We start from the raw sequence: 24,250 nt of genomic DNA, 5'->3' as shown, positions 1-24,250 counted from the left end.
ACGGACACTTTGAATCCAATCAGGATACTATAGGGCAACCGTTGCGGTTGTGGCCACCCCGTGTCAGCGCACCTTACTATTAACCAAGCTTGCAGTTCAAAAGCCCCTTATAGGGAACAAAAGCTTCACATAGGATAAAAGCTGTATGATGATTTTGTGAAAAAGAGCTACATTTGGGATTCCGAGGCTCTCCCGGAGACCTACAAGAAACCGGATAAACCCTTGATTACAAACATTAATCAATCTAAAACTGTAGCAAATGAAAAAAGTTTACCTAGGCCTGCTTGGTTTCGCCATGGCAGGTAGTGTGGTTGCTCAGCAACCGAGAACTGAATCGCCCGCACAGGAGTATGGCCTTAGAGAGGCAGCCCCTGTAGAGCGTGTTGAAAAACCTGTTCAAAGTGGACAGCGCGACGTACTTTGGTCGGAAGATTTTGCCGATGGCTTTGACGGCCCGAACGGAACCTGGACCACTGCCGGAGCAAATGGTGATATATGGGAGTACACCACCCAGATTCAAGCCGCCTGTTGGAGCGGAGGTGCTGATGCAGCTGCCCAAATGAGCACCCGCGAAAATGGTTTTATGCTGTTTCACGCTGATGACTTCAACTGCATCAATCCCGGTCCACCTCAGCAGTTCAATCAGGACCCGCTGGCCGGCGAGCTTATTTCGCCTTCCATTGACCTTTCTGATCAGCCGGCGGTACTGCTTAGCTTCGAGCACTGGTTCCGTCATTGTTGTTCCGCAATGTTCGAAGTTTGGGTATCTGTAAGTAATGACGGCGGCGCAACCTGGACGGACTACAACGTAACAGGCAACACGCCTGCCAATGATTACAACGAAAACAACCTGCACAGCGTGAATATCTCCGCAGCAGCAGCCAACCAAAGCGACGTGTTGATTAAATTCGTTTGGAACGCCACAGGAAGCTCTTCTCACTACTTCTGGGCCATTGACGATATTACCCTCGAGATTCCACCGGATGACGACATGGCTCTCGAAGGTACGCCCGTTTACTCCATTCATGACCCGACCGAAGACATGTGGGACAACCTCGAGTACAGCGTGTATGACATCAACCAGGTTCGTCCGCTCGTGTTCAGTGCCAGCGCCAGCAATGTTGGAGCCACTGAGCAAACCGGTGTATTCCTTGAAGTTGTTGTGAGCGACGGTGCAGGTTACGAAACTACCTTGACTTCTGGTAGCTTGAACATGCCTGTGGGTGAAATTGCCACATTTACACTTGACCCCTACACCCCACCATCAACCCCCGGAACGTACACCGTCACCTATACCATCAATCAGGATCAGGAAGATGCAAACCCCGGCAACAACTCAGCAACCCGCACTTTTGCAATTTCAGATGGTGAATTTGCACGTGACGGAGGGGCTTTGAGCGCGTTCGTAAACCTGGGTCTGGATGAGTACTGGGGCGGAAACGGATTTTACTTTACCGAAGCCGGTTCTATTCACTGTATTGGAGGAGCACTGTTCAATGACAGCGAAATAGGTGCTTTCTTCGACTTTGAGCTTCGCGCTTTCTCAGCAACCGGTCTTGATTTTGTGGCCAACACCGATCTCGGTACGGTTACACAGTCTATGCTGAATGGCTCAGGTGGGAACAACTTTACCTACCTGTGGATCGAAACTGGTGCAGTTCCTGTATTCCCCGGCGATGAGTACGTCCCAATGTTCCACCACTTTGGAGGGGCAGAACCCGTGTATGTGGGAATCAACGGTACCTCTCCCGACTTCTCAAGCTATGTAATTGCTGAGTTCGAGACTCAATCTTGCGCCCCTTGCTACACCACCTCTACCTACATGGTGCGTATCGGTATGAGCGAGGAGTTCTGTGAGTCTATGATTGAAGAGGTTGAAGAGCCCAACAGCGTAGCCAGCCTCGAAAAAGTGAGCATCTACGAGCTCTTCCCCAACCCAACCCGCGGTATCACTACTGTAGAGTATTCTCTGCTCGACAACAGCCGTGTGGTGATGTTCATGTTCGACATGAACGGACGTATTGTGTACAGCAATGACCTCGGTGTTGTGGGTGCCGGTGATTACCGTCATGAACTCAACTTCTCTAACCTCGCTGCAGGAACCTACACCTTCAGCATCAAGGTTAACGATAAGCACGAAACCAAACAGGTGATGATTCGCTAATCACGATCCATCAAAAACTATAGAAAAGGCCGCCCCGTTGGGGTGGCCTTTTTTGCCTACAAATGGTGGCATTCAGAAAACGTCAGAATTCAGCTTCTACAGGCCTTTTTGATGCACCTCCTTGATAGACTGCATAAACTTGGATGCGTACACAAAGGCATTGATTTCAGGGTTGTCGGTTGCCAGGATATCCTCCTTGGAACCCTTCCACCACAACTGCCCATTGTACAAAAAGATGATGTTCTCGCCAATCTCCATCACCGAGTTCATATCGTGGGTAATGACTACCGATGTCATTCCGAATTCGTGTGTAATTTCGTGAATGAGGTTGTCAATAACGATAGCTGTTTTGGGGTCGAGGCCTGAGTTGGGCTCGTCGCAAAAGAGGTAGCGCGGGTTCATGGCAATGGCGCGGGCTATTCCGATACGCTTTTGCATCCCACCGCTGGTTTCTGACGGATACAGGTGATTGATGTTTTCGAGATTCACCCGCTTCAGGCAAAAATTCACCCTGTCGAGCATCTCCTCCTTGCTCATTTGGGTGAACATCTGCAACGGGAACATCACATTCTCCTCCACGGTAAGCGAATCAAACAATGCACTTGCCTGAAATAGCATTCCTATTTCCTTTCTTACTTCGGTGCGCTCCTGGTTGCTGATTTTGGCCATGGCTCGTCCGTTGAATCGCACCTCACCTTCATCGGGTTGGTGCAAGCCCACCATGCACTTGGTAAGCACCGATTTTCCCGAACCACTTTGCCCGATAATAAGGTTCACTTTTTCCGGCTCAAAAGTGAAATTGATATCCTGGAGCACGTGGTTATCGCCAAACGACTTCGAAAGATGTTCAACTTCAATCAAATCAACAGAATTTGGGTAACGATGTAATTCACAATCAGAATCAGGATGGAGCTGTACACCACCGCCATGGTGCTCGACCGCCCAACAGCAATGGCCCCTCCGCGCGTATGATAGCCGTGGTACGAGGAAACGGACGTGATGATAAACGCAAAAAGCACCGTTTTTATGAGCGCATACACCACGTGAAACATCCTGAAATCAAGGAGAATCCCTTCAACAAAGTCGGGAGAAGCTATAATTCCGGTCAGGGAGCATACCAGCCAGCCACCGAAAATACCGAGGAACATACTGATTACGATGAGGAATGGAAAGATGAAAATACTGCCCAAAATTTTGGGGGCAATGAGGTACGCACGCGAGTTGATTCCCATGATGTCGAGGGCATCTATCTGCTCGCTGATGCGCATGGTACCCAGTTCAGACGCGATGTTGCTACCCACCTTTCCGGCCAGAATCAAGCAGATAATGGTGGGCGAAAACTCAAGAATGACCGATTGCCGTGTGGTAAAACCCACTGTATAGCTCGGAATGAGAGGGCTTTCTATGTTGCTGGCCGTTTGCAGCGCAATAACCGCACCCATGAAGAGCGACATTAGAGCCACGATTCCCAGTGATGAAATACCGATTTTATCAATCTCCACCACCGTGCGCTGCAAGTATATACGCAGCTTTTCGGGTTTGCTGAAAACCCCTACTACCATCAAAAAATACTCTCCTATGTGATGAAACAGTCGTAGCAAAAGGCTTTTTTTAAGACCCGATAAAAGTACCATCTTCGCTCGAATACCTTTACAAAAGAGCTTTTGATTTTTTCACAGCACAGCGGGGATGTCTCAGGATTTCTGCCCATCTTTGTTTCATGCAAAGGATTTTTGTGCTTCTTTTAATGGCCCTCACCATGGCGGCATCGTACGGCTGCGCGGCCCAAAAACGCAAAAAATGCAACTGCCCCAAAGTGGTACAACTACCTGAAGGCACTCAACCGCAAAGCGATGAGCGCGGATAAAAGCCAGCAACTGGCGCAAAAACTGGCGCCTTTTGTACCGCAGCATGCAGCGCCCATGCTGGCCCACCTGATTATCAACTACAAAGTTCGATTCAGAATTTCCCGACCAAGATCAAGCCGTTACGGCGATTACCGCGCGCCGCAGGGAGGGTATGGCCATCGCATCTCGGTAAACGGCAACCTCAACCCTTACGCCTTCTACATCACAACGCTGCACGAGTTTGCCCATCTTATCGCTTACGAATCTTTCGGGCGAAAAATAGCCCCGCATGGCCAGGAGTGGAAATCCATTTTTGGAGAATTATTGAGCGAGGCCCTGGAGAAGAACATTTTTCCGGAAGATGTTGCCCGCGCAGTTCAGCGACACCTGCAAAGCCCGGCAGCATCGGGTTGCGCAGACCACGACCTGATGCGGGCGCTGCGCAATTACGATGAGCAACCGGCCGTGCTTTTGGAGGAACTCCCGGAGAAAAGCCGCTTTGTAATCAACGGCAACCGCGTTTTTGAAAAAGGAGCCCTGCTGCGAAAGCGATACCGCTGTCTCGATATGCAAAACCAGCGTTTTTACCTGATAAGCGGCATTGCAGAGGTGGTTCCATTGCACGGATAATGGGCCAATTCTTTATACCTTTGCGCACCCGTCAACAATTGGTAGAATCCTTACACATCACACTACTCCAACTGTACCCCCTTAACACATGAAAACCCATAATAAGCAGGTGCACCCCAACAATTACTGCGTCATCATGGCCGGCGGAATCGGCAGCAGGTTCTGGCCCATGAGCCGCACGGCTTTCCCGAAACAGTTTCTCGACATCCTGGGGCTCGGCCAAACCCTGATCCAAATGACCTACCAGCGCTTTTTGCGTGTGTGCCCACCCGAAAACATCATGGTGGTTACCAATCGCGAGTATGCTGACCTGGTGCAGGAGCAACTCCCAGAGCTGCGAAAAGAACAACTCATTCTTGAGCCTATGCGGCGAAACACCGCTCCCTGCATTGCCTATGCCAACCTGAAAATTGCTGCAAGAAACCCCGAAGCCCGCGTCGTGGTAGCTCCGTCGGATCACCTCATCACCCGCGAGGAAGATTTTACTGAAACCATATTGCTGGCCCTTGATTTTTGCGCCAACAAAAATAATCTCATCACACTGGGCATCAAACCATCAAGACCCGACACTGGCTACGGATACATTCAGTTTATTGACGAAGATGCCCACCCCGACAACCGCGTGCGCAAGGTGAAAACCTTTACTGAAAAACCCGACCTGGACATCGCCAAACAATTTTTGAAAAGTGGTGACTTTTACTGGAATTCAGGCATTTTTATCTGGAGCCTGAGTGCCATACAGGAAGCCATGCACACACACTTGAACGAACTGAGTGAATTGTTCAGTGAAGCTGCACCCGCCATCAACACCGATGATGAGGGCGCTCGTTTGGAAAAAATCTACACGGTTTGCGAAAACATCTCCATTGATTACGGCGTGCTCGAAAAAGCCGAAAATGTAAACGTGGTACTCAGCGATTTTGGCTGGAGCGATCTAGGCACCTGGGGCTCGCTTTACACCCACCTGAAAAAAGACGACCGCGGCAACGGCTCACTGGGTGGCAAACTCATGTTGCTCGACTCAGCAGGCAACCTGATTAAGGCGCCAACCAACAAACTGATTGTTTTACAAGGGCTTGAGAACCATATTGTGATTGACACAGGCGATGTGCTGATGGTATGTCCGCTGAGCGAAGAGCAAAAAATCAAGCACATTGTAAACGAGCTGAAGCTCAACAAAGGCGACGCTTTCATCTAAGCCCCTTAACTTAGCGGATCTAAACCTCCGCCATGGCCTGGTACGCTTTTCTCAACGTGTTCTTTTTTGTGTTTCACGGTATCGTCATCGTGTTTAACCTCACGGGGTGGATGTCCTACAGGCTGCGCCGTTGGCACCTGGCTTGTATCCTGCTCACGGCAGGTTCGTGGTTTTTGCTCGGTGCATTCTACGGCTGGGGCTATTGCTTTCTCACCGACTGGCACTATGATGTGCGACGGGAACTGGGTCTGGTGGTGGACGCCTCGTCGTACATCCATTTCCTTCTTATACGCATGGGTATGGATTGGTGGAGCTCATCCACCACCGATATTCTAACCGGTGTTTTCTTCGCAATTGCCGCCATGCTCAGCCTTTGGCGCAACTTTGGCCATTGGCTGGGATTACCGGTAAAATCTGGAAAGAAAGCCTAAACGTTGGTGCCAATCATCTTGCGCGGATCTACCCACTCGTCGTACTCGGCTTCCGTTACATAGCCCAGTGCCAATGCAGCTGCCTTCAGGGTGGTTCCCTCCGTGTGCGCCTTGTTGGCAATCTCCGCCGCCTTGTAGTATCCAATTTTGGTGTTGAGGGCGGTAACGAGCATCAGCGAATTGTTGAGCAACTCGTCTATCCGCTGCTGGTTGGGCTCAATGCCCGAAGCGCAGTGCTGTTCAAACGACACACAAGCATCTCCAATCAACCTTGCCGACTCCAGCACATTCCGGGCAATCATCGGTTTAAACACATTCAACTCAAAATGCCCCTGCGTACCGCCTACACTCACCGCCACATCATTGCCAATGACCTGCGCACACACCATGGTCAGGGCTTCGCACTGGGTTGGATTCACTTTACCCGGCATAATGGATGAGCCCGGTTCATTGGCGGGGATGATCAGCTCACCGATACCCGAACGCGGTCCGCTGGCCAAAAGACGGATATCATTAGCAATTTTATTGAGTGAAACCGCCAGTTGCTTCAAGGCGCCATGGGTCTCTACCATCGCATCATGGGCAGCCAGAGCCTCAAATTTATTCTCGGCCGTAATAAAGGGCAGGCCGGTGAATTCAGCGATTTTCTTTGCCACCAGTTCAGCATAGCCCGCAGGGGTGTTGATGCCCGTGCCCACCGCCGTTCCGCCCAGTGCCAACTCCGACAGGTGCGGTAAGGTGTTTTTCAGGGCTTTCAAACCATGGTTGAGCTGTGACAGGTAACCCGAAAATTCCTGACCGAGCGTAAGCGGGGTAGCATCCATCAGGTGCGTACGACCAATTTTCACCACATCGCGCAGCTCCTCCGACTTGGCCTTCAGCGTATCGCGCAATTGCTCAACTCCCGGAATGGTGGTCTCCAGAATCATCTTGTAGCATGCAATGTGCATACCGGTTGGAAAAGTATCATTGGACGACTGCGATTTGTTCACATCGTCGTTGGCCTTCAGGGGCATTTCGCCCTGGCCAAGTTCTCCGCCGTTGATGACATGTGCACGGTTGGCCACTACCTCATTCACATTCATATTGCTCTGCGTCCCCGAGCCGGTTTGCCATACCACCAATGGAAACTGATCGTCCAGCTTTCCGGTCAGTATCTCATCACATACGGCTGAAATCAAATCGCGCTTTTTCACTTCCAGCACACCCAACTCGCAGTTGGCATGGGCCGCTGCTTTCTTCAGGTAGGCAAACCCATACACAATCTCCAGGGGCATACTGGCCGAGGGGCCAATTTTAAAGTTGTTTCGCGAGCGTTCTGTTTGGGCGCCCCAATATTTGTCTGCAGGAACCTCAACCGGTCCGATGGTGTCTTTTTCGATGCGATACTTCATGATAGAGCAGGTTTTAGATGTTAAATTTCCAACCGCAAAAGTAACAAGGACGCAGGGATTTACCGGAAACCGCCCCATTCGCGATAAAAAACACGAACTACCTGTTTATGTGTGTGCTAAAAATCAATCGCAAAGGAATTGAAACCAGAATACAGAACAAGTGTTATCTTTGTAGTTCATTGCAGTGCCATTTCAACGAAAAACCAGGCGCTGCAGCAATTTAAGTTCAATACAAATTCAATGGCCATTTTAGCATTTTTCGTAGGGCACTGGTATCTTTCGCTCTTCACACAAACGTTTTTTCATCACCGCTACGCGGCGCACCGCATGTTTACCATGTCTAAATTCTGGGAGCGCGTATTCTACACCCTGAGTTTTGTTTTTCAGGGCTCATCCTTCCTTAGCCCGTACACTTACGGGGCTATGCACCGATTGCACCACGCTTTTGCCGATACCGAAAAAGACCCGCACTCTCCAAAGTACGACGGCAACCTCTTTAAGATGATGTGGAAAACCAAGAACATCTACAACAGCATACTTCACAAAAAGGTGGAGCTTGAGGACAAATATCTCCGCGATCTACCCCACTGGCCTCTCATGGAAAAGCTTGGAGACAACTGGATATCCCGTCTTGGCTGGGGTGTGTTCTACGTTGCGTTTTACGTGATGTTTGCTACGCATTGGTGGATGTTTCTGCTGCTTCCGATTCACTTTGTGATGGGACCCTTTCACGGTGCCATTATCAATTGGTTTGCACACCGCGTGGGATACGTTAACTTTAAACTGTCTGACACATCGAAAAACTTCCTTCCGGTAGATTTTCTGATGTTGGGTGAGTCATATCACAACAACCACCACAAGTTTGGCGGACGCCCCAACTTCGGTTACCGATGGTTTGAAATTGACCCCATCTACCCGTTTATCAAGCTGTTCAATTGGCTTGGGATTATCAAGCTGCGTAAGAATGTAGCGCCCACTACCGCCTTCTAGAAGCGGTAACGCAACCCATTCCGGAAATTGTAAAACACGTTGCGCACCCCTTCGGGTGGCTCTCCATCGTACACCAAACTGTGCACAATCATCAGTGATAAGCGCCGGGTGATTGATACGTCGAGCAATACCTCAACCGAGGCGCGGATATCATGCAGCTTTGCCACATTGGGCTGGAAGTAGCCAATGGCATCAAAACTCAACCACTTCCCAATCGGAAAGCCAATACTGGCATAGAGGTTTGCCCGATGAGCACGCACCAGTTTTCCGGTGGTTTCCTCTTCGTACTCGTACATGTATGAGAGGCCCACAAAGAGTTTCGATTTGGTGCTGTCATTATCAATCACAGTAAACCGGGCCCCCGCACCAGTGAGCGATCTGAAACCGATTTTTATCAGCTCATTGTATTGCACCTGCGCAAATGCCTCCGGTGCTATGCCTTTCCCGGGGTTGTAGGTGTAGCGCAAATGCTGAAAACCGTCATTTACAATGCGGTTCTCGTTAAAAACCGTCAGGTTAAAGGCTGTTATGCTGAGTAGTTGATGCTTACCCTTGTTGTACCATAATTGCCCAAGGTTGTTGGTCTGGAAAATGTCATTGAGGTTTTGCACGAGATTGGCCTGAAAGGTGAGATCACCTCTCAAACCAGCTGTGGTGTCTGCCATACGACGGTTCTCAATGTGAATGACTTGCTGCGCTGTTGCCAGGTGCACCAGCAACATTGTGATTGTCAGCAAAAGGCTGCGCACCGCAATTCGGTTCGTTTCGCAGGGTAGTTTCAAAGCTCCGCAAAACTATGGTTTCACGCGGTTTCAGACAAATTCGCGATGCTGGATGAATTTGTATATTCGGCACATGCAGCCCACCAACCATCGCTTTGCCTTTTCGGTACTCACCTCACTGTTTTTCCTGTGGGGTTTTATCACAGTGATGAACGACGTGCTGATTGGGACGTTCAAAGAGCTGTTTACCCTCAGTAATTTTCAAAGCGGACTGGTTCAGTTTTCGTTTTTTGGAGCCTTCTTCGTGATTTCCTCACTCTACTTCTGGATCTCAAAAACCTTTGGCGACCCGATTAACCGCGTGGGCTACAAAAACGGAATGGTGGCCGGGCTTTCACTCTGCGGACTGGGTTGCTGCCTATTTTATCCGGCCGCATTAGCCGGCTCCTACGGCTTTTTTCTGAGTGCTTTGTTTGTACTGGCGTCGGGTGTGTGCGTGTTGCAGATTGCTGCCAATCCCTATGCCGCCATTCTGGGCCCTACCGAAACTGCAAGCAGTCGGCTGAACCTTGCCCAAGGCTTCAACTCACTGGGAACTACGCTGGGACCGCTGGTTGGCGCCGTGCTGATATTTATGGTGTTTTCAACCGGAGCGCTCTCGGCCGAAGCCGTGGGCAAAACGTACCTGATGTACGGCCTCGGTTTTCTGGTAATGGCGTTGGTCATCAAGCTCCTTCCCTTACCCGGTTTCAGAAATACCGAACAACAACCCGAAGGCTGGGGAGCCTTGCGCTTCGGTCAACTGCGCAGGGGCATGGGCGCCATCTTTCTTTATGTGGGTGCGGAGGTAGCTATTGGGAGCTGGCTCGTGAGTTTTGCCGGTTTGCCGGAGATTATGAACATGAAGCAGGCCGAGGCCAATACCTACCTTTCGTGGTACTGGGGCGGATTGATGCTGGGCCGTTTACTCGGTGCCATTTCACTCAGCTCCATTCAGCCCGCATTGCGGAAAAAACTGGCCATGGCAGGAGTGAGTATTTCGGTTTTTGCGTTGATCTACCTCGTAACGAGCATTTCAGAACAAGGCGGCACCTTTGGTTTCAGCTTACACGATGCCGAAACCGTTGTGCTTTTTATGCTCCTTGTAGCACTGAACTTTCTGGGCTTTTTGATGGGTCGCTCAGCTGCCGGCCGTACACTCGGCGTATTTGCAATGGTGAACGTAGCCCTGCTTTCTACGGCGGTGCTAACCAACGGAACCCTCGCCTTTTGGGCGCTCATCGGAACGGGACTTTTCAATTCCATAATGTGGAGCAACATCTTTACGCTGGCCATCCGCAACCTGGGCGTGTACACCAGTCAGGGATCGTCATTGCTGATTCTGGCCATTGTGGGCGGGGCTTTCCTGCCGCCTGCGCAGGGTTTGCTTGCAGACTATTTCGGCATGCAGGGTAGCTTTTTGCTGCTCGTTCCTGCCTACCTTTACCTCGCGTGGTACGGATACCGCGGACACATTACAGCAAGAACGGTATGAGCCCACTGGCACTCGGAATCGACATCGGAGGAACCAACACAGCCTTTGGACTGGTGGATGCGCTGGGGCATGTTCACTACAGCAACAACTTTAAAACGGCTGATTTCAGCAGTGCCGAAAGTCTGGCGAAAAAAGTGTTGAAGGATGTGAGCAGCCAGGTAACCTCCATGAGTAACATTGAAGGTATCGGCATCGGTGCGCCCAACGGTAATTACCACAACGGCACCATTGAGTTTGCGCCAAACCTCCAGTGGAAAGGTGTGATTCCGCTCGCAGCCATTTTTAAGAAGCATTTTAACCTGCCTGTGACTGTAACCAACGACGCCAACGCCGCCGCCGTGGGCGAAATGTTATTCGGTGCAGCACAGGGAATGCGCGATTTTTTGCTCGTTACCCTCGGCACGGGACTAGGAAGCGGTTTTGTGTGCAAGGGTGAGGTGCTCTACGGACATACGGGCATGGCCGGAGAGCTGGGCCACATCATTGTGCAACCGGGTGGCAGGGCCTGTGGCTGCGGCCGAAAAGGTTGTCTGGAAACCTATGCCTCGGCTACCGGTTTTAAGCGTACGATAGCTGAACTTCGACAGACTTTCAAAGTCCACAGCCCACTCGTTAAAACCCCCATGACGCGCATATCCGCCAAACGCACTACAGAACTTGCAGAGCAAGGCGATCCTATGGCCCTCAAGGCATTTGACATCACCGCCCGTTACCTCGCACACGGCCTGGCCACAGCTGTGGCTATCACCAGCCCGGAGGCGGTTATTCTGGCAGGAGGTCTCACACGCTCCGGCAAAACCCTCACAGACCCACTGGAAAAATATTTTAACCAAGAATTACTGGTGATCTTCCAGCACAAAGTTCCTGTCCTGGTGAGCAAGCTGCTGGATGAAAATGCTGCTGTACTCGGAGCCGCTGCGCTGGTGCTTCAGCGCTAGCTACTTTTTTTTGCGCAGGCTGAGGTCATAAAGGTCTTTGCGGCGGTCCTTCAGGATTCTCACACTGCCGTAGGTATGCAACTGCTTCAACAGGTCCAGATCCACGTCGGCAATAAGCATCATCTCGGTGTTGGGTGTTGCCTCGGCTTTTAATCCATTGGTAGGAAAGGGAAAATCGCTGGGGGTAAATACTGCCGACTGCGCATATTGAATATCCATGTTGCTCACGCGCGGAAGGTTCCCCACACTACCCGCAATGGCCACGTAGCACTCGTTTTCAATGGCGCGGGCCTGCGCGCAGTGACGCACACGGGTATAGCCGTTCTGGGTGTCGGTGAGGAAAGGAACAAAAAGTATGTCGAGGCCCTGATCGGCCAATAAGCGCCCAAGTTCCGGAAACTCCACATCGTAGCAAATCAACACACCGATTTTGCCGGCATCGGTATCAAACACCTGCAGCTTATCACCCCCCACCATTCCCCAAAAGGAGCGCTCATTGGGTGTAATGTGCAGCTTTTCGAAATACTCTACCTGCCCGTTGCGATGACACACATAGCCCACGTTGTACAAACGACCATTTTCAAGGTACGGCATGCTGCCGGTAATGATGTTTACATTGTAGCTGATGGCGTACTCCGAGAACTTTTCTTTGAGCGGCCGGGTGTATTTGGCCAGTTCGCGAATAGCCTCAGCCTCACCAAGGTGGTTGTAATCGGCCATAAGCGGTGCGTTGAACAACTCGGGAAAAAGAATGAAATCACACTTGTATCCCGACACTGTATCGATGAAAAACTCAATTTGCTCATTGAGCTGATCAAGATTGTCAAAGGGCCTCATTTGCCATTGCACCAAGCCAAGCCGCACAATTGATTTAGGTGCGTTGATAAGCTTAGGCGAACGCGTATAGTAAATATTGTTCCACTCCAGAAGCGTGGCAAAGGCCATACTCTCTTCATCGCCGGGCAGGTATCCTTTCAGCACCTTTTTTACGTGAAAATCATTGGCAAACTGAAAGGTAAGCACGGGGTCAAAAACTTCTTTGTTCTTTACTTTTTCGATATACTCGCGAGGTGTCATCTCATCAGCATGCTCGGCGTAGTTCGGAATTCGACCTCCGGCAACAATAGCACGTAAGTTGAGCTGCTCACAGAGTTCCTTGCGCGCATCGTAGAGTCGGCGAGCTAACCTAAGACCCCTGTATTCAGGATGAATAAACAATTCAATACCATACAGCACATCCCCATCGGGGTTGTGGGTGTTAAAGGAAAAGTTTCCGGTAATCTGCCGGTAGGTGTGATCTACATCAAACTTGGAACTATCAATGATCAGTGCAAGTGCGCTTCCCACTACTTTTCCGTCCACCTCAATGCAGATTTGTCCGGCGGGAAACTTGCTGAGTAATTTCTCAATATGTTCCTCACTCCAATGTGAGCCGGCCCAGTTGGGATAGGCCTCAATCATCGAGGTTTTGAGTTGCAAATAATCCTCCATGAGGAGGTTTCTGACTACTATCTTGTCAATATCCATAACACTTGTTCGTTCGGTGCAAAGTTACACGCAATGCGGTATCTCTACGATGGAAGCTCTTTTAAAAGTACTGCCCAAGCCCCATAACAAAGCCACCGCTGCCGTCTTGCAGGCTCAGGCCCACATCGAGTCGCATGATGAAATCAAACACGTTTTTGAAGAAGATCCTCCCCCCCAAACCCGCATATGCGTGGCTGTGCTGCGCGGCAAACATGCTGTTGAAATCACCGGCCGGCGGACGAATGGCCGAGTAGTCAAAAAACGCAACCGATTGCAGGGCTACCCACCGGCGGTCGTAAATGGTTTGGCGTAGTTCCACATTCCAGGTGAGCTCTGCGGTACCGCGATAGGGCTTGTTGCCGATGCCGCGTACGTTGAGAAAGCTGTCCTGTATAAACTGGGCAAATACCGAAGCATCGTTCTCGGCGATACCGGCCCTGAGTCTTGTGCCCACATTGCCCGATTTCCACGGGCGGAAAAACAGCTTGGTTTCATTCTGAAAAAAGGGATACAAGCGCTGCGATGACGGGTCAGGAACAAATGCCGTTTTGAGCAGAACTTCGTTGGACCAACCGGTGACATATTGCTCAAAAATGTCGAGGTGGTAGCGCGTGTGGTGACGCGCCACGAGCAGGTACTGGCTTTGCACCTCACTAAAGGCATCGGGAGCCAGCAACTCATCGTCGTAACGGAGCATGTAAGCCAGGCGGTGGTACTCTACCCCGAAATACAACAGGTTACTCGGCTTAATTGCAAAGGAGGCAAGCATGTTAACAAACACGCGATCCTGGTTAAAGTCCAGCACCTCATCGGTGAGATTTCCGAGCGGCTCAATGGTGCGCCCCATCTCCCAGTTACTCTCCATTCCGAAGCCTTTACCGAACCAGTAAGGCGCCTGAAAAAAGCCCCGCACAGCGAAGCGGTCGTAGTATTTTGCAAGCAGCATGGCCCGGATGCCCCTTCCCAGCAGGTGGTTATCGCGCCAGCCGAGTTCCATCCAGAAGTTGTCGTCAATAATGCCGCCATTTCCGGCCGGATAGGACGTCCATTTTTCGCGAAGCACAAAACGCGCAGCCGTTCCGCCAAGGGTATCGAACAGCTCGTAGTACACATCGGCGTAGAGGTTCGTGTTCCACAGATTTTTTACATCCTGCGCCAGTTGAAGGGTATCAACCGGCTCGCCGACCGTGCTCATCACAAAATTGGGAAAGTACGACGGGTGGGTTTTGTTGCAGCCCTTGTACTCGATGTGCACAAGGTTTTGCTGCGCCTGCGCAAGCGAAGCAACCATCAATAAAGCAAGCAGCACAGCGCGCATCATGAGCCAAAGGTGATGAATTTCACGCAGATTGTCAGAGACCAATGGAAGTACCGATGCGCATCACAGGAACTATGCGTTCTCCCGACTGGTACTGCGCAGCAAAATCTACCCGCAATACTTTCAGGATGTTTTCGATACCGACGTAAAGCTCTGTGTAATCGCCCATGGGTTGGCTGTAGAGGAAGTTGGTTCCCACAAGGGTTTGCCACTGGAGACGGCGGATAAGCGGCAGTTTGTTCAGGATAAAGCCCTTGAAATGATGCTGCACGTGAAACTTCACGAAAGCCCGATTGGTGCTGAGGGCGTAGTAATCGAGCGTGTGAAAATTGTTGAGACGAGGCCTGCTGAAATCAACGGCGAAAAACGGCGAGGGTGGCGGCATGTTGATGAATCCCGTTTGGTTTCCGTTAAAGTGCTGGTAGTCGTAAAACTGCATGGCGCTGTTGTTGATGAAAGCCCCTCCGTCCACGTCGAATTTGGTGGCACCCACCATCCCGAAATTCAGGTCGTAGCTGATGCCGGCGCCCACAAAATCAAAGTTCACATCGCTGTCAAAGGCAGCCACGCCTTTCCGGTAACTCAGAAAAATGGTGGGCCACGACGAACCAAGCATCCTTTTGCGGTGCGGAAAAGTTTCGTATTTCTGCTTCACCCTTAAACGCACATTCACTTCGGCAATCAAGGCGCGGCTCTGCTCAATGGGAAAACCCGGTGGATTGTTGGGAAAAAGCTGTCGGTCTTCTTTGCCCGACCAGGTATAATCCGTGTTGTTGAAGAGCGGGTTTCGCTGGGCATACTCCATGGCTCCCTGCACAAATACTCCGTTCACCACCTCTTGCTGGTAACTGAATCGCCCGAATGTCTTTTCGTACAAGCGCATAAAGTTGCGTTTGTCGAATAGCGCGTAGGAGGTATTCAGGATGGGTGATATCGGTTCCATCGGGTTGAACTGCGACACGTAGTGGCCGCCCTGAACCTCAATCCGGCGGTAGTTTTTGTAGTTGAACAAATGACTGTATGCCAATTGACTGTAGAACTGTTCGGACGCGGTTCCGTAGCGCACATTGGCTTTAACCTGGTAGTTACTCTGGCGCAGAATTTTGCGGAAATAGGGTTCGGCGTCAATCACCAGACCCTCTACGTTATTGAATTGAATAAAAGAAATGGCCGGGTTGATACCCACGCGAATGCTGTCGTAACGGCGGTACATTTCGTAGCCCGTGAGCAGAAACTTGGTAACGGTGGGCTTGTTGGTAATGCGGTCGAGAGAATCCAGAAACTCCCTGCTGCTTCGCACCCTTTCAAGGCTGTCGCCTTTTTCATAGTTGCGAATTTCCTCTTCGGTAAGTACGGTCGGACGAATGGTTCCCCAGTAAGAAGTGTCGCGCTCATTGGCATCGGAGCCCACCCTGAAGGTTTCATTGCTGAAAAACCGTCGCTCAAAAGTTCTTCCGATGTCGTAGCCCGAAAATTCGGCCACCTGCGAAAGCGATGCCTTGAAACCGAAAATACTGAAATCAAAGCGCATGCTGATACTGAGCGGCATCCAAATGGCCTCTTCGGGCACCACGGGAATAAAGGTCTGGGCGATGCGCACGGAGTCCACAAATTCAATCCCTGCATCTTTATTCAGCGACAGGTCAAGGCTGTGGATATTGAACAGCGAGTCGGTGATGTAGATTTTGCCCGTAAACGCGGGGTCTATTTGCCGGCGCGGTGTAACCTCAATTTTGTAAACCGTGTAGCCATTGTCTATGAAGCTTCCGAGCAATTTGTATCGGTAATGCAGCATAGCTCCGGCACCGATGGGCGAGATAAAACCGCGGTCGGAAATACCGCCTACCTTTACGGTGTTCTCGTAAAAATTGATGAGCACGTCGGCGGCGCGGTTCCAGCTAAAGGACTGACTGAATCCACTCACCTTGCTGGCTATCATTTCTTCCTTGTACTGATTGGGCGCCTGGAAGTGGTATTTGGCTACTGCTTCCGACAGGAATATAAGCCCCAGATCGGTGCTGTCGGGCATGGCATCTTTGGGAATGAGAAATGGCCGTTTTTCGGGAATCTCCTCCAGTCTTGCATTACCTTTCATGTACACTTCGGCCGAGTAGGCATCTACCTGATTCAGGTATTCGCGTCGCTTATCCTGTGCTTGTTTGATGATGGCGTAAGCCGGGTCGCGGCCTTTGGCGCTGATAACCACCTGGGGGAGTTCAATGTTTTCGGGGCGGAGGGTCACAACTACCTCAGCGCGCGCCATACCATCGGGCGATACCTTTACTACCTGCTTTTGGTAGCCCACAAACTGAAAGGCAATTTCCCTCTCGGCCAGTTCGTCGAGATTGAGCACAAAACGGCCATCGTTGTTGGTGGTGGTTCCGCGGGTGGTACCCTGCACGTACACGTTTACAAAGGGAAGTGGCTCGCCCTTGGCATCCAGCACCCTGCCGGTGATGCGGAACTTCTCCTGTGTTTGCTCTGCCCGCAGCGATTCGGGCGCAACGAACAGCACAATCATGGCGAGGATTAAAAGTAGTTGCTTCATGCAGTGGCCGAAATTAACCCAAATGCCCGAATCATTCACGGCAATTTACATCAGTGGCAATCGCATGGCATTACTCCCTTCAGCGACAGCAAGCCCACCACGGCACTCGATGAGTCATCGCAGGCAAAGGTTAGGCGCAACGGGGGCTCGTGTTGCGAAAAATCAACGGTGTAAAGTAGCGGTTCGCGACGGGTTTCGCTCTTTCCGAAGCGCACGTTACCCTGAACCATCAACTCGCGCACCGCCAATGAATCCAGTTGGAAACATTGCAAGCGGCATTGCATGGAGTCGGGTATTACAAGATGTGTTTCGCGGAGACGCTTCATCACCCTTTCGTTGGGCATCCAGGCGGTGAGTACCTCGGAGCGGTCGCCAAAAAACCAGAATACGAGAATGCTTCCCAGCAAGAGTCCGAAAAGGAACCTTTTAAGTCTTTGAAAAAACGTCATAATTACATGGCTGCAAACAAGAGGTGAATGTCTTTGTACGGAAGACCAAACGCCAAACCGAGGATTTCGTTCGTGAGGGTTCCGTTGTACATGTACACGCCGTGTCTGAAGCCTTCGTCTTTGCGAATGAGGTTGGAGCATCCGCCTTCATCGGCAATTTGCAGCAGGATGGGGGCGAAAATGTTGCTCAGCGCTTTGGATGCGGTTCGCGATACGCGCGAGGCAATGTTAGGCACGCAGTAGTGAATCACACCGTGCTCGCGGTACACCGGGTTGGTGTGGGTGGTAACGCGTGATGTTTCGCTGCAACCGCCCTGATCAATGCTGATGTCAATAATCACGGCGCCGTTTTTCATTTTGCGCACCATGTCTTCGGTAAGCACGCAGGGGGTTCGGCCACCTCGTCCGCGCAGGGCGCACACCACCACATCGGCGCGCACAATGGCATCTTCCAGTTCCTTGGGCTGAATGACCGAAGTGTACAACCGCTGCCCAAGGTCGTTTTGCAGCCGGCGCAATTTGTACACCGTATTGTCGAATACTTTCACGTTAGCGCCTAGTCCGAGTGCACCACGGGCAGCAAACTCACCCGCTGTTCCGGCACCCAGTATCACCACTTCGGTGGGCGCCACCCCCGAAATTCCGCCCAGCATTAAGCCCGGGCCGTCATTCATGTTAGACAGGTACTCGGCAGCGATGAGCATCGAGGTATTTCCCGCAATTTCGCTCATGGCCCGCACAATGGGAAAGATGCCGGTTTCGTCCTTGATAAAGTCCCACGCAATAGCAGAGACTTTTTTATCCATCAGTTTCTTCAGGGTATCCTTTGGCTGCACAGAGAGTTGCAGGGCCGAAATAAGAATTTGCTTTTGCCGCATCATTCCTATTTCCTCATCAGTTGGAGGGGCTACTTTCAGGATGATGTCGGCCTGGTACACGGTTTGGCGATCATAGGCGATTTCTGCACCGGCTTCGCTGTAGTCGCGGTCGTCGAAACGGGCTTCCTTACCGGCGTTGGTTTCTACCACCACGCGATTTCCGTTGCTCACCAGCAGTTGCACGGCCTCGGGCACGAGGGCTACGCGGTGTTCCTGAAAGGCCGTTTCGCGGGGAATGCCGATAAACAAATTGGCGCGTTTGCGCGGAATTTCAAGCATTTCCTCTTTGGGGGTAAGGATGGCTTCGCGCGCCAGGGCTTTGATGGTTTCCTGTGATCCGTGCATGTTGGTTTGTTCAGTTCATTGCGAACGTGAAGGTAATAAAAAAGCATGGTGAAAAAGGAAAATTTGATGTGCCGATGAGCCAATGAGCCAATGAGACGATGAGCCAATTAGACGATTAGACGATTAGCCAATGGGATGATTAGATAATGAGATAATGAAGCTATGACTGGTGATTGTAAACCTACAGCGCAGCGGGACGCTTCGCTAATCAGAGACGCTTCGCTGAACAGAAGTTCGTTTCGGAACACTGAAGTAAATGGCAGAATATCAGTGCACAGGCAAATACAACTTCATGCCGCCGGCTTTAAAGCTGACGCCATCCAGGTGCCCCATCATTTGCTCATCGGCAGTGAGCAAATGCATGTGAACATAGCTGTCGTGGTGGGTAAAAACCCCTTGGTGCTCTGTGGAGAAAAAGCCCAACAAATGCACATCCTCGTGCTGCAGCCTGTACTTTACCTGACCCCTGTGGGCCTCCTCGGGTGAGCTGACCGTGCTGCCCGGAGGCAGGTTCTGCACGTGAAAGAGGGCATCAGCCACCTCGCCCCGCAGCTTGAAGGCAAACGGTCTTTTTGCCCCGGCAGAAATGTGATGGAGATAATGCTCAAGCTGTTTGTCGGTCACAATGCTGTCCGGCAAATTTCTTTCCTCCCACTCCAGCACCCGGGCGTACACAAAAAACGGCGCTTTTACATCGCCGGTTTTTTCCATGACCATGGTCGAATCACTTGCCACGCGCGACACATACCCCACGCCGTTAAAAAGCATCAGTTCACCCTGCAGGTATTCTACCGGACCCACACCGTACCAGCCTGCTTCTTTGGTCAGGGAATCAAGGTGAATCACACCCCCGAGCTCTCCTTTGCGCATCACATTGCGCATGGCTCCGGCTATACGGATATCATCGTACCCGGGCTCGTTGGAAAATGCGTCCCGTGGTTGGTTAAACTGGCAGGAAGCCCATGCAATGGAAATGATCCACACCCACAAGAAACCGGGCTTAAGCATGGGCACCAAGGTTTTGTTCATGAAGCACTCACACCGTTTCCACCGCCTCAACCCTTACCACTTCAGGGGCGAGGTTGCGGATGTTTTCCTCCACCCCGGCGCGCAGGGTCATATTGCTCATGGTACAGGTTTCACAGGCGCCGTGCAGCTTCACGCGCACCACCATTTCGGGGGTAATCTCAACCAAAGAGATATCACCGCCATCTTTTTCGAGAAACGGCCGGATCTGCGCTAGGGCGCGAAGCACTTTTTCTTCGGTGAGGCTCATTGTGGTGTAAATTTATCCTGAACCAGCAATGTGGGCTCCAGGTGTTTGTTGCGGTGTTCAAGCTGTACCATAAACTGGTCGATGAAGGCATCAAATGCAGTGGCTACGGGCGTGTTCTCCTGCAGTACTGCCGGGCGACCCACATCACCGGCCTCGCGGATGCTCTGCACCAACGGAATCTCCCCCAAAAATGGCAGACCCATGTCCTCGGCAAGTGCACGCGCACCCCCCTGACCAAAGATGTAATACTTCCTATCGGGCATATCGGGCGGTATAAAGTAAGCCATGTTCTCAACGATTCCCAGCACAGGCACCTTGATGGAGTCGAGTTGAAACATATCCACTCCTTTGCGCGCATCGGCCAGCGCCACTTCCTGCGGCGTACTCACAATCACAGCTCCCGACAGCGGCAAGCCCGACACCAGCGTAAGGTGCACATCACCGGTTCCGGGAGGCAGGTCGAGAATCATAAAATCCAGATCACCCCACCACACATCGTTAATCATCTGGTTGAGTGCCTTGGTAGCCATGGGGCCCCGCCATACAATGGCCTGGTTGATTTCAGCGAAAAACCCGATAGACAGCACCTTCACTCCGTAGGTTTCGATGGGGGCGATATAGGTTTTTCCGTCTTTTTCGATGGTTCGCGGACGTTCGTGCTGCACGTCGAGCATCAGGGGCATGGAGGGTCCGTAGATATCAGCGTCAATCAAACCCACCTTGTACCCTCGGGCTGCAAGGCCCACCGCCAGGTTGGAGGTAATGGTAGATTTCCCTACACCCCCTTTGCCCGAGGCCACCGCTATGATGTTCGTTACACCCGGCAGCACCTTGCGCAATGCCGCGTCGCGGTTTACAGGGAGCGCCTCCGCCCGGACCGCTGCCACCACTTCCTTTCCGAATGCGCGCTGCACGGCAAAAGCACAGGCTTCTTCCATGCGCTTGCGGCTGTGCATGGCGGGGTTGTTCACCATAACGGTAAAGGACACCTTGTTTCCGTCAACGGAAATGTCCTTTACGAGATTCAGCTCCACAATGTCTTTCTTGAGGTCGGGCTCAAGCACTTTGGAGAGTGCGTTCAGCAGATTTTCACGGGTTACTTCCATAGGTACACAAAGGTAGGCCAAAAAAGGCGATTTCAGATGATGTTACAGCTCCAGTTCGCGTTGCGGGTCCCAGAATTTACGGTCAAATTGCTGCACCTGGTCGTTTTTCACCTCAACCCCCTCCTGCTCCAGTCGTTCCTGCATTTCGTAGGGCGTGCTGAAGTGCATTTTGCCGGTAAGGAGGCCCAGGCGGTTTACTACGCGGTGCGCCGGCACATCGGGCATGCTGTGCGAGGCATTCATGGCCCAGCCTACCATTCTGCTTGAGCGCGCTGCACCGAGGTACTTTGCAATGGCTCCGTAACTCGTAACACGACCGTGCGGAATTAAACGCACCACAGCATAGACTTGTTCAAAGAAATCGTTGTGCGACGGGCTTTTCACGGTACAAAGGCGCAGTAGTTAATTTTCTTTCCCTCGGCCAGCCACTTCTTTTCGTAGTGGGTGCGGATGTTGAGCAGTTGCTGAAGTTCGGGGTTGAAGCGCTCCATTTCGCCGTACACATCGCGCGAAACTTCGAGCAGGCGATAACCGTGCTCCTCTGTTTGCTCAAGCGTGTATTCGGTGAGAAAGTCTGAATCGCTCTTGAGATGAATCACTCCTCCCGGACGGAGAATTTTCAGATAGCGCTCCACAAATATGCGCGAGGTGAGTCTGCGGTTTTCACTTTGTCCGATCATCGGGTCGGAAAAGGTGAGCCAGATTTCCGAAACCTCCTCCGGACCAAAGGCCGAAGTGATAAAATCAATGCGGGTGCGCAAAAAGGCCACATTCGGAATGGCATCTTCCTGCACAGTTTTGGCTCCTCTCCAGATGCGGGCGCCTTTGATATCCACACCGATAAAGTTCTTTTCGGGGTACCTGCGCCCCATGCCCACGCTGTACTCGCCTTTGCCGCAACCCAGCTCGAGTACAATGGGATGTGTGTTGCCAAAAAACTCCTCACCCCACTTGCCTTTCAATGCAAAACGGTCGTTGAGCATTTCATCCGACGTGGGTTCTATTACGTGCCGAAAGGTTTTGTTCTCGGCAAAATGCTGAAGTTTTCGTTTACCCATGTTCTCGTTTTGCGGGCTGCAAAAATAGCACGCACAACCGGGCCTGCCAACCGCCTTTACCGACCGGAAATTCCCCGCCGCCACGCAAGGAAATACTTGCCTGCAAGGGGTGCTGCAATGAAGAACAGCAAACCGATAAACCAGCTATTGAGCCACATGCCAATCACTGCCGAAAGAATCAAAATGTACCACGGGAAGATGGTGAGAAAGAGCACAAAATCCACCGAGGGCGCAAAATACTCGTCCGGACTGATAAGCCTCGTCAGCCATTTGTGCAGTTGGTAGGGCAGAATAAAAAGCACCCACGCTGCCAGTGCTACGGGCGTTCCCAACCAATGCAGGGGCTGTTTTTTGGGTGGCTCAAGGGCCAGTGTATCATCCAGGTATGAGCCGTTGTGAATGGCCGCTACACGGGCGCGCCATTCGTGACCATCGCGGTAGTGGTCTTCCGAAAAAATGTAGCGGTTAATCAGCTCTTTTTGTGCGGGGTCATCGTTGGAAATGCAAAGCTGGCTCAGCTCGGTTTGCAATTCCTCGGTAAAGCGACGAAGACCGAGTGAAGGATTGTCCTGATAGGTATGGGAAAAGTTAAGGGTAGAAAGCGAATCGCCAAACACCACCACCAGTCGTTTGTCAAAGCCCCGGTACTCTTCGAAGTGCAGGCCTACGGGAACCACGGGCAGATCTTCACCGGTGCGCTGCGTGTATTCGAGGGCAATGCGCGCAAGGCCTTTTTTGAGCGGCCGAAGCTTGTAGCCAAAAAACTGGTTGCCCTCCGGAAAAATCAGAATCGACTCGTCATCGTTGAGCAATCGCTGACACTGCTGAAAAGTACCTTCGTTGTTTCGCACGCTCGAAAAGCCATCGCTCGGGCGGTATGCGGGCAGGCAGCTCACCAGGTACATCACCTTGCGAAACCACCTGTGGCGAAACACATCGGCACGCGCCAGAAAGGTAAAGCGCTGCGGCACAAAAATGGCGGTCATCATGGCGTCGAGAAAGGAGTTTTGGTGATTGGGTGCCAGGATGATAGGTCTTTGATCGGGTGCCTTTTTGTGATCAATCAAAATCACCTTCCGGAAATACAGACGGTAGCCGATGTGCAGCCAAAACTGCAACAGGTAAAACACAATTCTTCGCGCCTGACGCATAGCGTACCGTTAGCGGAGGCTGGCCCCGAGTTCATTTTCCAATCCCATGCGGATGCGCTCCATGATACCGTCTACAATTTCATCGGTAAGGGTTCGCTCATCGCTCCGCAGAAGGAAGCGCACGGCATAGGATTTTTTCCCTTCGGGCAGGTTTTTGCCCTCGTACACATCAAAAAGCTCTACTGCGCGCAGCAGCTTTTTCTCGGTTTTGCGGGCCAATTGCTCAATCTGCTCAAAGGTAATGGCCGTATCCAGCAACAAGGAGAAATCGCGACGCACAACGGGGAATTTCGGGATGGGCTGAACTTTCACCTTGCCATCACCCACTTTTGACAGAAGCATAGACCAGTTGAGTTCAGCAAAAAACACCGCTTGATCAATATCGAATCGCGCACAGATGTCGCCCTTCACCCGCCCGATATACCCAAGGTTTTGCCCATCGAGAAGCACGGATTGACCTTCGGCCAGGTAATCGGCAGGCTCGTGGGTAAAACGGCAGCGCTGTGCCAATCCCAGTCGCTGAAAGAACATGTCGAGCATGTTTCGCAGCTCAAAGTAGCTCACCTCATCGCCCGGGTTATTCCAGCTCTCAGGAAAACGTCTTCCGGTCATCACCAGCGCGAGGTTAAACGACTCGCGGGTTTTGTCGCCCTCCCGGTGGTACACCTGCCCAAACTCAAACAGTTGCAGGTCGGGGTTTTTGTGATTTCGATTCAAAGTCACCGCTTCAAGCATGTTCACCAGCA

At 51.6% G+C, this 24,250-nt stretch carries 23 protein-coding genes; 7 read left to right on the top strand and 16 right to left on the bottom strand.

All coding sequences use genetic code 11. The features are described from left to right. Nucleotides 1-259: 259 nt before the first annotated feature. Entirely contained in the window at nucleotides 260-2,164 is a 1,905-nt protein-coding gene (locus EA392_12060; GenBank protein ID TVR37711.1) for a T9SS C-terminal target domain-containing protein, read from the top strand. Nucleotides 2,165-2,260: 96 nt separating this feature from the next. Here the strand turns inward: EA392_12060 and EA392_12055 are convergent, their stop codons facing one another. Further along, nucleotides 2,261-3,025, bottom strand: a complete 765-nt coding sequence (locus tag EA392_12055; GenBank protein ID TVR37710.1) for an ABC transporter ATP-binding protein — start codon at nucleotides 3,023-3,025, stop codon at nucleotides 2,261-2,263. Further along, nucleotides 3,022-3,765, bottom strand: a complete 744-nt coding sequence (locus tag EA392_12050; GenBank protein TVR37716.1) for an ABC transporter permease — start codon at nucleotides 3,763-3,765, stop codon at nucleotides 3,022-3,024. Before EA392_12050 ends, EA392_12055 begins: the two co-directional genes overlap by 4 nt. Before the next feature lie 321 nt (nucleotides 3,766-4,086). On the opposite strand from EA392_12050, the gene EA392_12045 reads away from it, so the two are divergent. The 3 genes from EA392_12045 to EA392_12035 all read left to right on the top strand — a co-directional run bounded on the left by EA392_12045 (nucleotide 4,087) and on the right by EA392_12035 (nucleotide 6,270). Further along, the gene (locus tag EA392_12045; GenBank protein ID TVR37709.1) at nucleotides 4,087-4,641 is read left to right on the top strand and encodes a sprT domain-containing protein; all 555 of its coding nucleotides are present in this window, start codon (nucleotides 4,087-4,089) and stop codon (nucleotides 4,639-4,641) included. Between the two features lie 109 nt (nucleotides 4,642-4,750). Then, nucleotides 4,751-5,839 (top strand): mannose-1-phosphate guanylyltransferase, encoded by a 1,089-nt coding sequence (locus EA392_12040; GenBank protein TVR37715.1) that lies wholly within the window; start codon nucleotides 4,751-4,753, stop codon nucleotides 5,837-5,839. A 32-nt stretch (nucleotides 5,840-5,871) separates the two neighbouring features. Then, the gene (locus EA392_12035; protein TVR37708.1) at nucleotides 5,872-6,270 is read left to right on the top strand and encodes a DUF2784 family protein; all 399 of its coding nucleotides are present in this window, start codon (nucleotides 5,872-5,874) and stop codon (nucleotides 6,268-6,270) included. On the opposite strand, the gene fumC is transcribed toward EA392_12035, so the two are convergent. Then, complete coding sequence (gene fumC, locus EA392_12030; GenBank protein TVR37707.1) at nucleotides 6,267-7,664, bottom strand: class II fumarate hydratase; 1,398 nt, start codon at nucleotides 7,662-7,664, stop codon at nucleotides 6,267-6,269. The two genes, EA392_12035 and fumC, sit on opposite strands and share 4 nt — an antisense overlap. Before the next feature lie 240 nt (nucleotides 7,665-7,904). Here fumC and EA392_12025 point away from each other — a divergent pair, with 240 nt between their 5' ends. Continuing rightward, complete coding sequence (locus EA392_12025) at nucleotides 7,905-8,654, top strand: acyl-CoA desaturase (GenBank protein ID TVR37714.1); 750 nt, start codon at nucleotides 7,905-7,907, stop codon at nucleotides 8,652-8,654. On the opposite strand, the gene EA392_12020 is transcribed toward EA392_12025, so the two are convergent. After that, a complete protein-coding gene (locus EA392_12020) occupies nucleotides 8,651-9,376 on the bottom strand; it encodes a DUF481 domain-containing protein (GenBank protein TVR37706.1) in 726 nt (241 codons plus the stop codon). The two genes, EA392_12025 and EA392_12020, sit on opposite strands and share 4 nt — an antisense overlap. A gap of 133 nt (nucleotides 9,377-9,509) precedes the next feature. On the opposite strand from EA392_12020, the gene EA392_12015 reads away from it, so the two are divergent. Together EA392_12015 and EA392_12010 are read left to right on the top strand one after the other, a co-directional pair. Then, nucleotides 9,510-10,910, top strand: a complete 1,401-nt coding sequence (locus tag EA392_12015; protein ID TVR37713.1) for an MFS transporter — start codon at nucleotides 9,510-9,512, stop codon at nucleotides 10,908-10,910. Next, the gene (locus EA392_12010; protein TVR37705.1) at nucleotides 10,907-11,848 is read left to right on the top strand and encodes an ROK family protein; all 942 of its coding nucleotides are present in this window, start codon (nucleotides 10,907-10,909) and stop codon (nucleotides 11,846-11,848) included. Before EA392_12015 ends, EA392_12010 begins: the two co-directional genes overlap by 4 nt. On the opposite strand, the gene EA392_12005 is transcribed toward EA392_12010, so the two are convergent. The 12 genes from EA392_12005 to EA392_11950 all read right to left on the bottom strand — a co-directional run. Then, nucleotides 11,849-13,375 carry a GNAT family N-acetyltransferase gene (locus EA392_12005; GenBank protein TVR37704.1) on the bottom strand — a complete coding sequence of 509 codons (1,527 nt, stop codon included), beginning with the start codon at nucleotides 13,373-13,375 and terminating at the stop codon, nucleotides 11,849-11,851. 61 nt (nucleotides 13,376-13,436) lie between these two features. Beyond that, entirely contained in the window at nucleotides 13,437-14,696 is a 1,260-nt protein-coding gene (locus EA392_12000) for a hypothetical protein (protein TVR37703.1), read from the bottom strand. 31 nt (nucleotides 14,697-14,727) lie between these two features. Continuing rightward, a complete protein-coding gene (locus tag EA392_11995; GenBank protein ID TVR37702.1) occupies nucleotides 14,728-17,241 on the bottom strand; it encodes a carboxypeptidase-like regulatory domain-containing protein in 2,514 nt (837 codons plus the stop codon). A gap of 50 nt (nucleotides 17,242-17,291) precedes the next feature. Beyond that, complete coding sequence (locus tag EA392_11990) at nucleotides 17,292-17,690, bottom strand: hypothetical protein (GenBank protein TVR37701.1); 399 nt, start codon at nucleotides 17,688-17,690, stop codon at nucleotides 17,292-17,294. A 2-nt stretch (nucleotides 17,691-17,692) separates the two neighbouring features. Then, on the bottom strand, nucleotides 17,693-18,913 hold the full coding sequence (locus tag EA392_11985) for an alanine dehydrogenase (GenBank protein ID TVR37700.1): 1,221 nt from the start codon (nucleotides 18,911-18,913) through the stop codon (nucleotides 17,693-17,695). A gap of 267 nt (nucleotides 18,914-19,180) precedes the next feature. Next, nucleotides 19,181-19,795, bottom strand: coding sequence for an alpha-acetolactate decarboxylase (locus tag EA392_11980; GenBank protein TVR37712.1), 615 nt, complete (start codon nucleotides 19,793-19,795; stop codon nucleotides 19,181-19,183). A 154-nt stretch (nucleotides 19,796-19,949) separates the two neighbouring features. Further along, the gene (locus EA392_11975; GenBank protein ID TVR37699.1) at nucleotides 19,950-20,189 is read right to left on the bottom strand and encodes a NifU family protein; all 240 of its coding nucleotides are present in this window, start codon (nucleotides 20,187-20,189) and stop codon (nucleotides 19,950-19,952) included. Then, the gene (locus EA392_11970; GenBank protein ID TVR37698.1) at nucleotides 20,186-21,295 is read right to left on the bottom strand and encodes an iron-sulfur cluster carrier protein ApbC; all 1,110 of its coding nucleotides are present in this window, start codon (nucleotides 21,293-21,295) and stop codon (nucleotides 20,186-20,188) included. Before EA392_11970 ends, EA392_11975 begins: the two co-directional genes overlap by 4 nt. Nucleotides 21,296-21,337: 42 nt before the next feature. Further along, entirely contained in the window at nucleotides 21,338-21,679 is a 342-nt protein-coding gene (locus tag EA392_11965; GenBank protein TVR37697.1) for an MGMT family protein, read from the bottom strand. Next, nucleotides 21,676-22,353 (bottom strand): tRNA (guanosine(46)-N7)-methyltransferase TrmB, encoded by a 678-nt coding sequence (gene trmB, locus EA392_11960; protein ID TVR37696.1) that lies wholly within the window; start codon nucleotides 22,351-22,353, stop codon nucleotides 21,676-21,678. Before trmB ends, EA392_11965 begins: the two co-directional genes overlap by 4 nt. Before the next feature lie 56 nt (nucleotides 22,354-22,409). After that, the gene (locus EA392_11955) at nucleotides 22,410-23,504 is read right to left on the bottom strand and encodes a hypothetical protein (GenBank protein ID TVR37695.1); all 1,095 of its coding nucleotides are present in this window, start codon (nucleotides 23,502-23,504) and stop codon (nucleotides 22,410-22,412) included. Nucleotides 23,505-23,513: 9 nt separating this feature from the next. Continuing rightward, a partial coding sequence (locus tag EA392_11950) for a phenylalanine--tRNA ligase subunit beta (GenBank protein TVR37694.1) occupies nucleotides 23,514-24,250 on the bottom strand: 737 nt, incomplete at its 5' end.

Source organism: Cryomorphaceae bacterium (assembly GCA_007695365.1).
Taxonomy (GTDB): domain Bacteria; phylum Bacteroidota; class Bacteroidia; order Flavobacteriales_D; family SKUL01; genus SKUL01.
The sequence above is the reverse complement of the archived record's forward strand: the minus strand, read 5'-3'. Positions and strand labels throughout refer to the sequence as shown.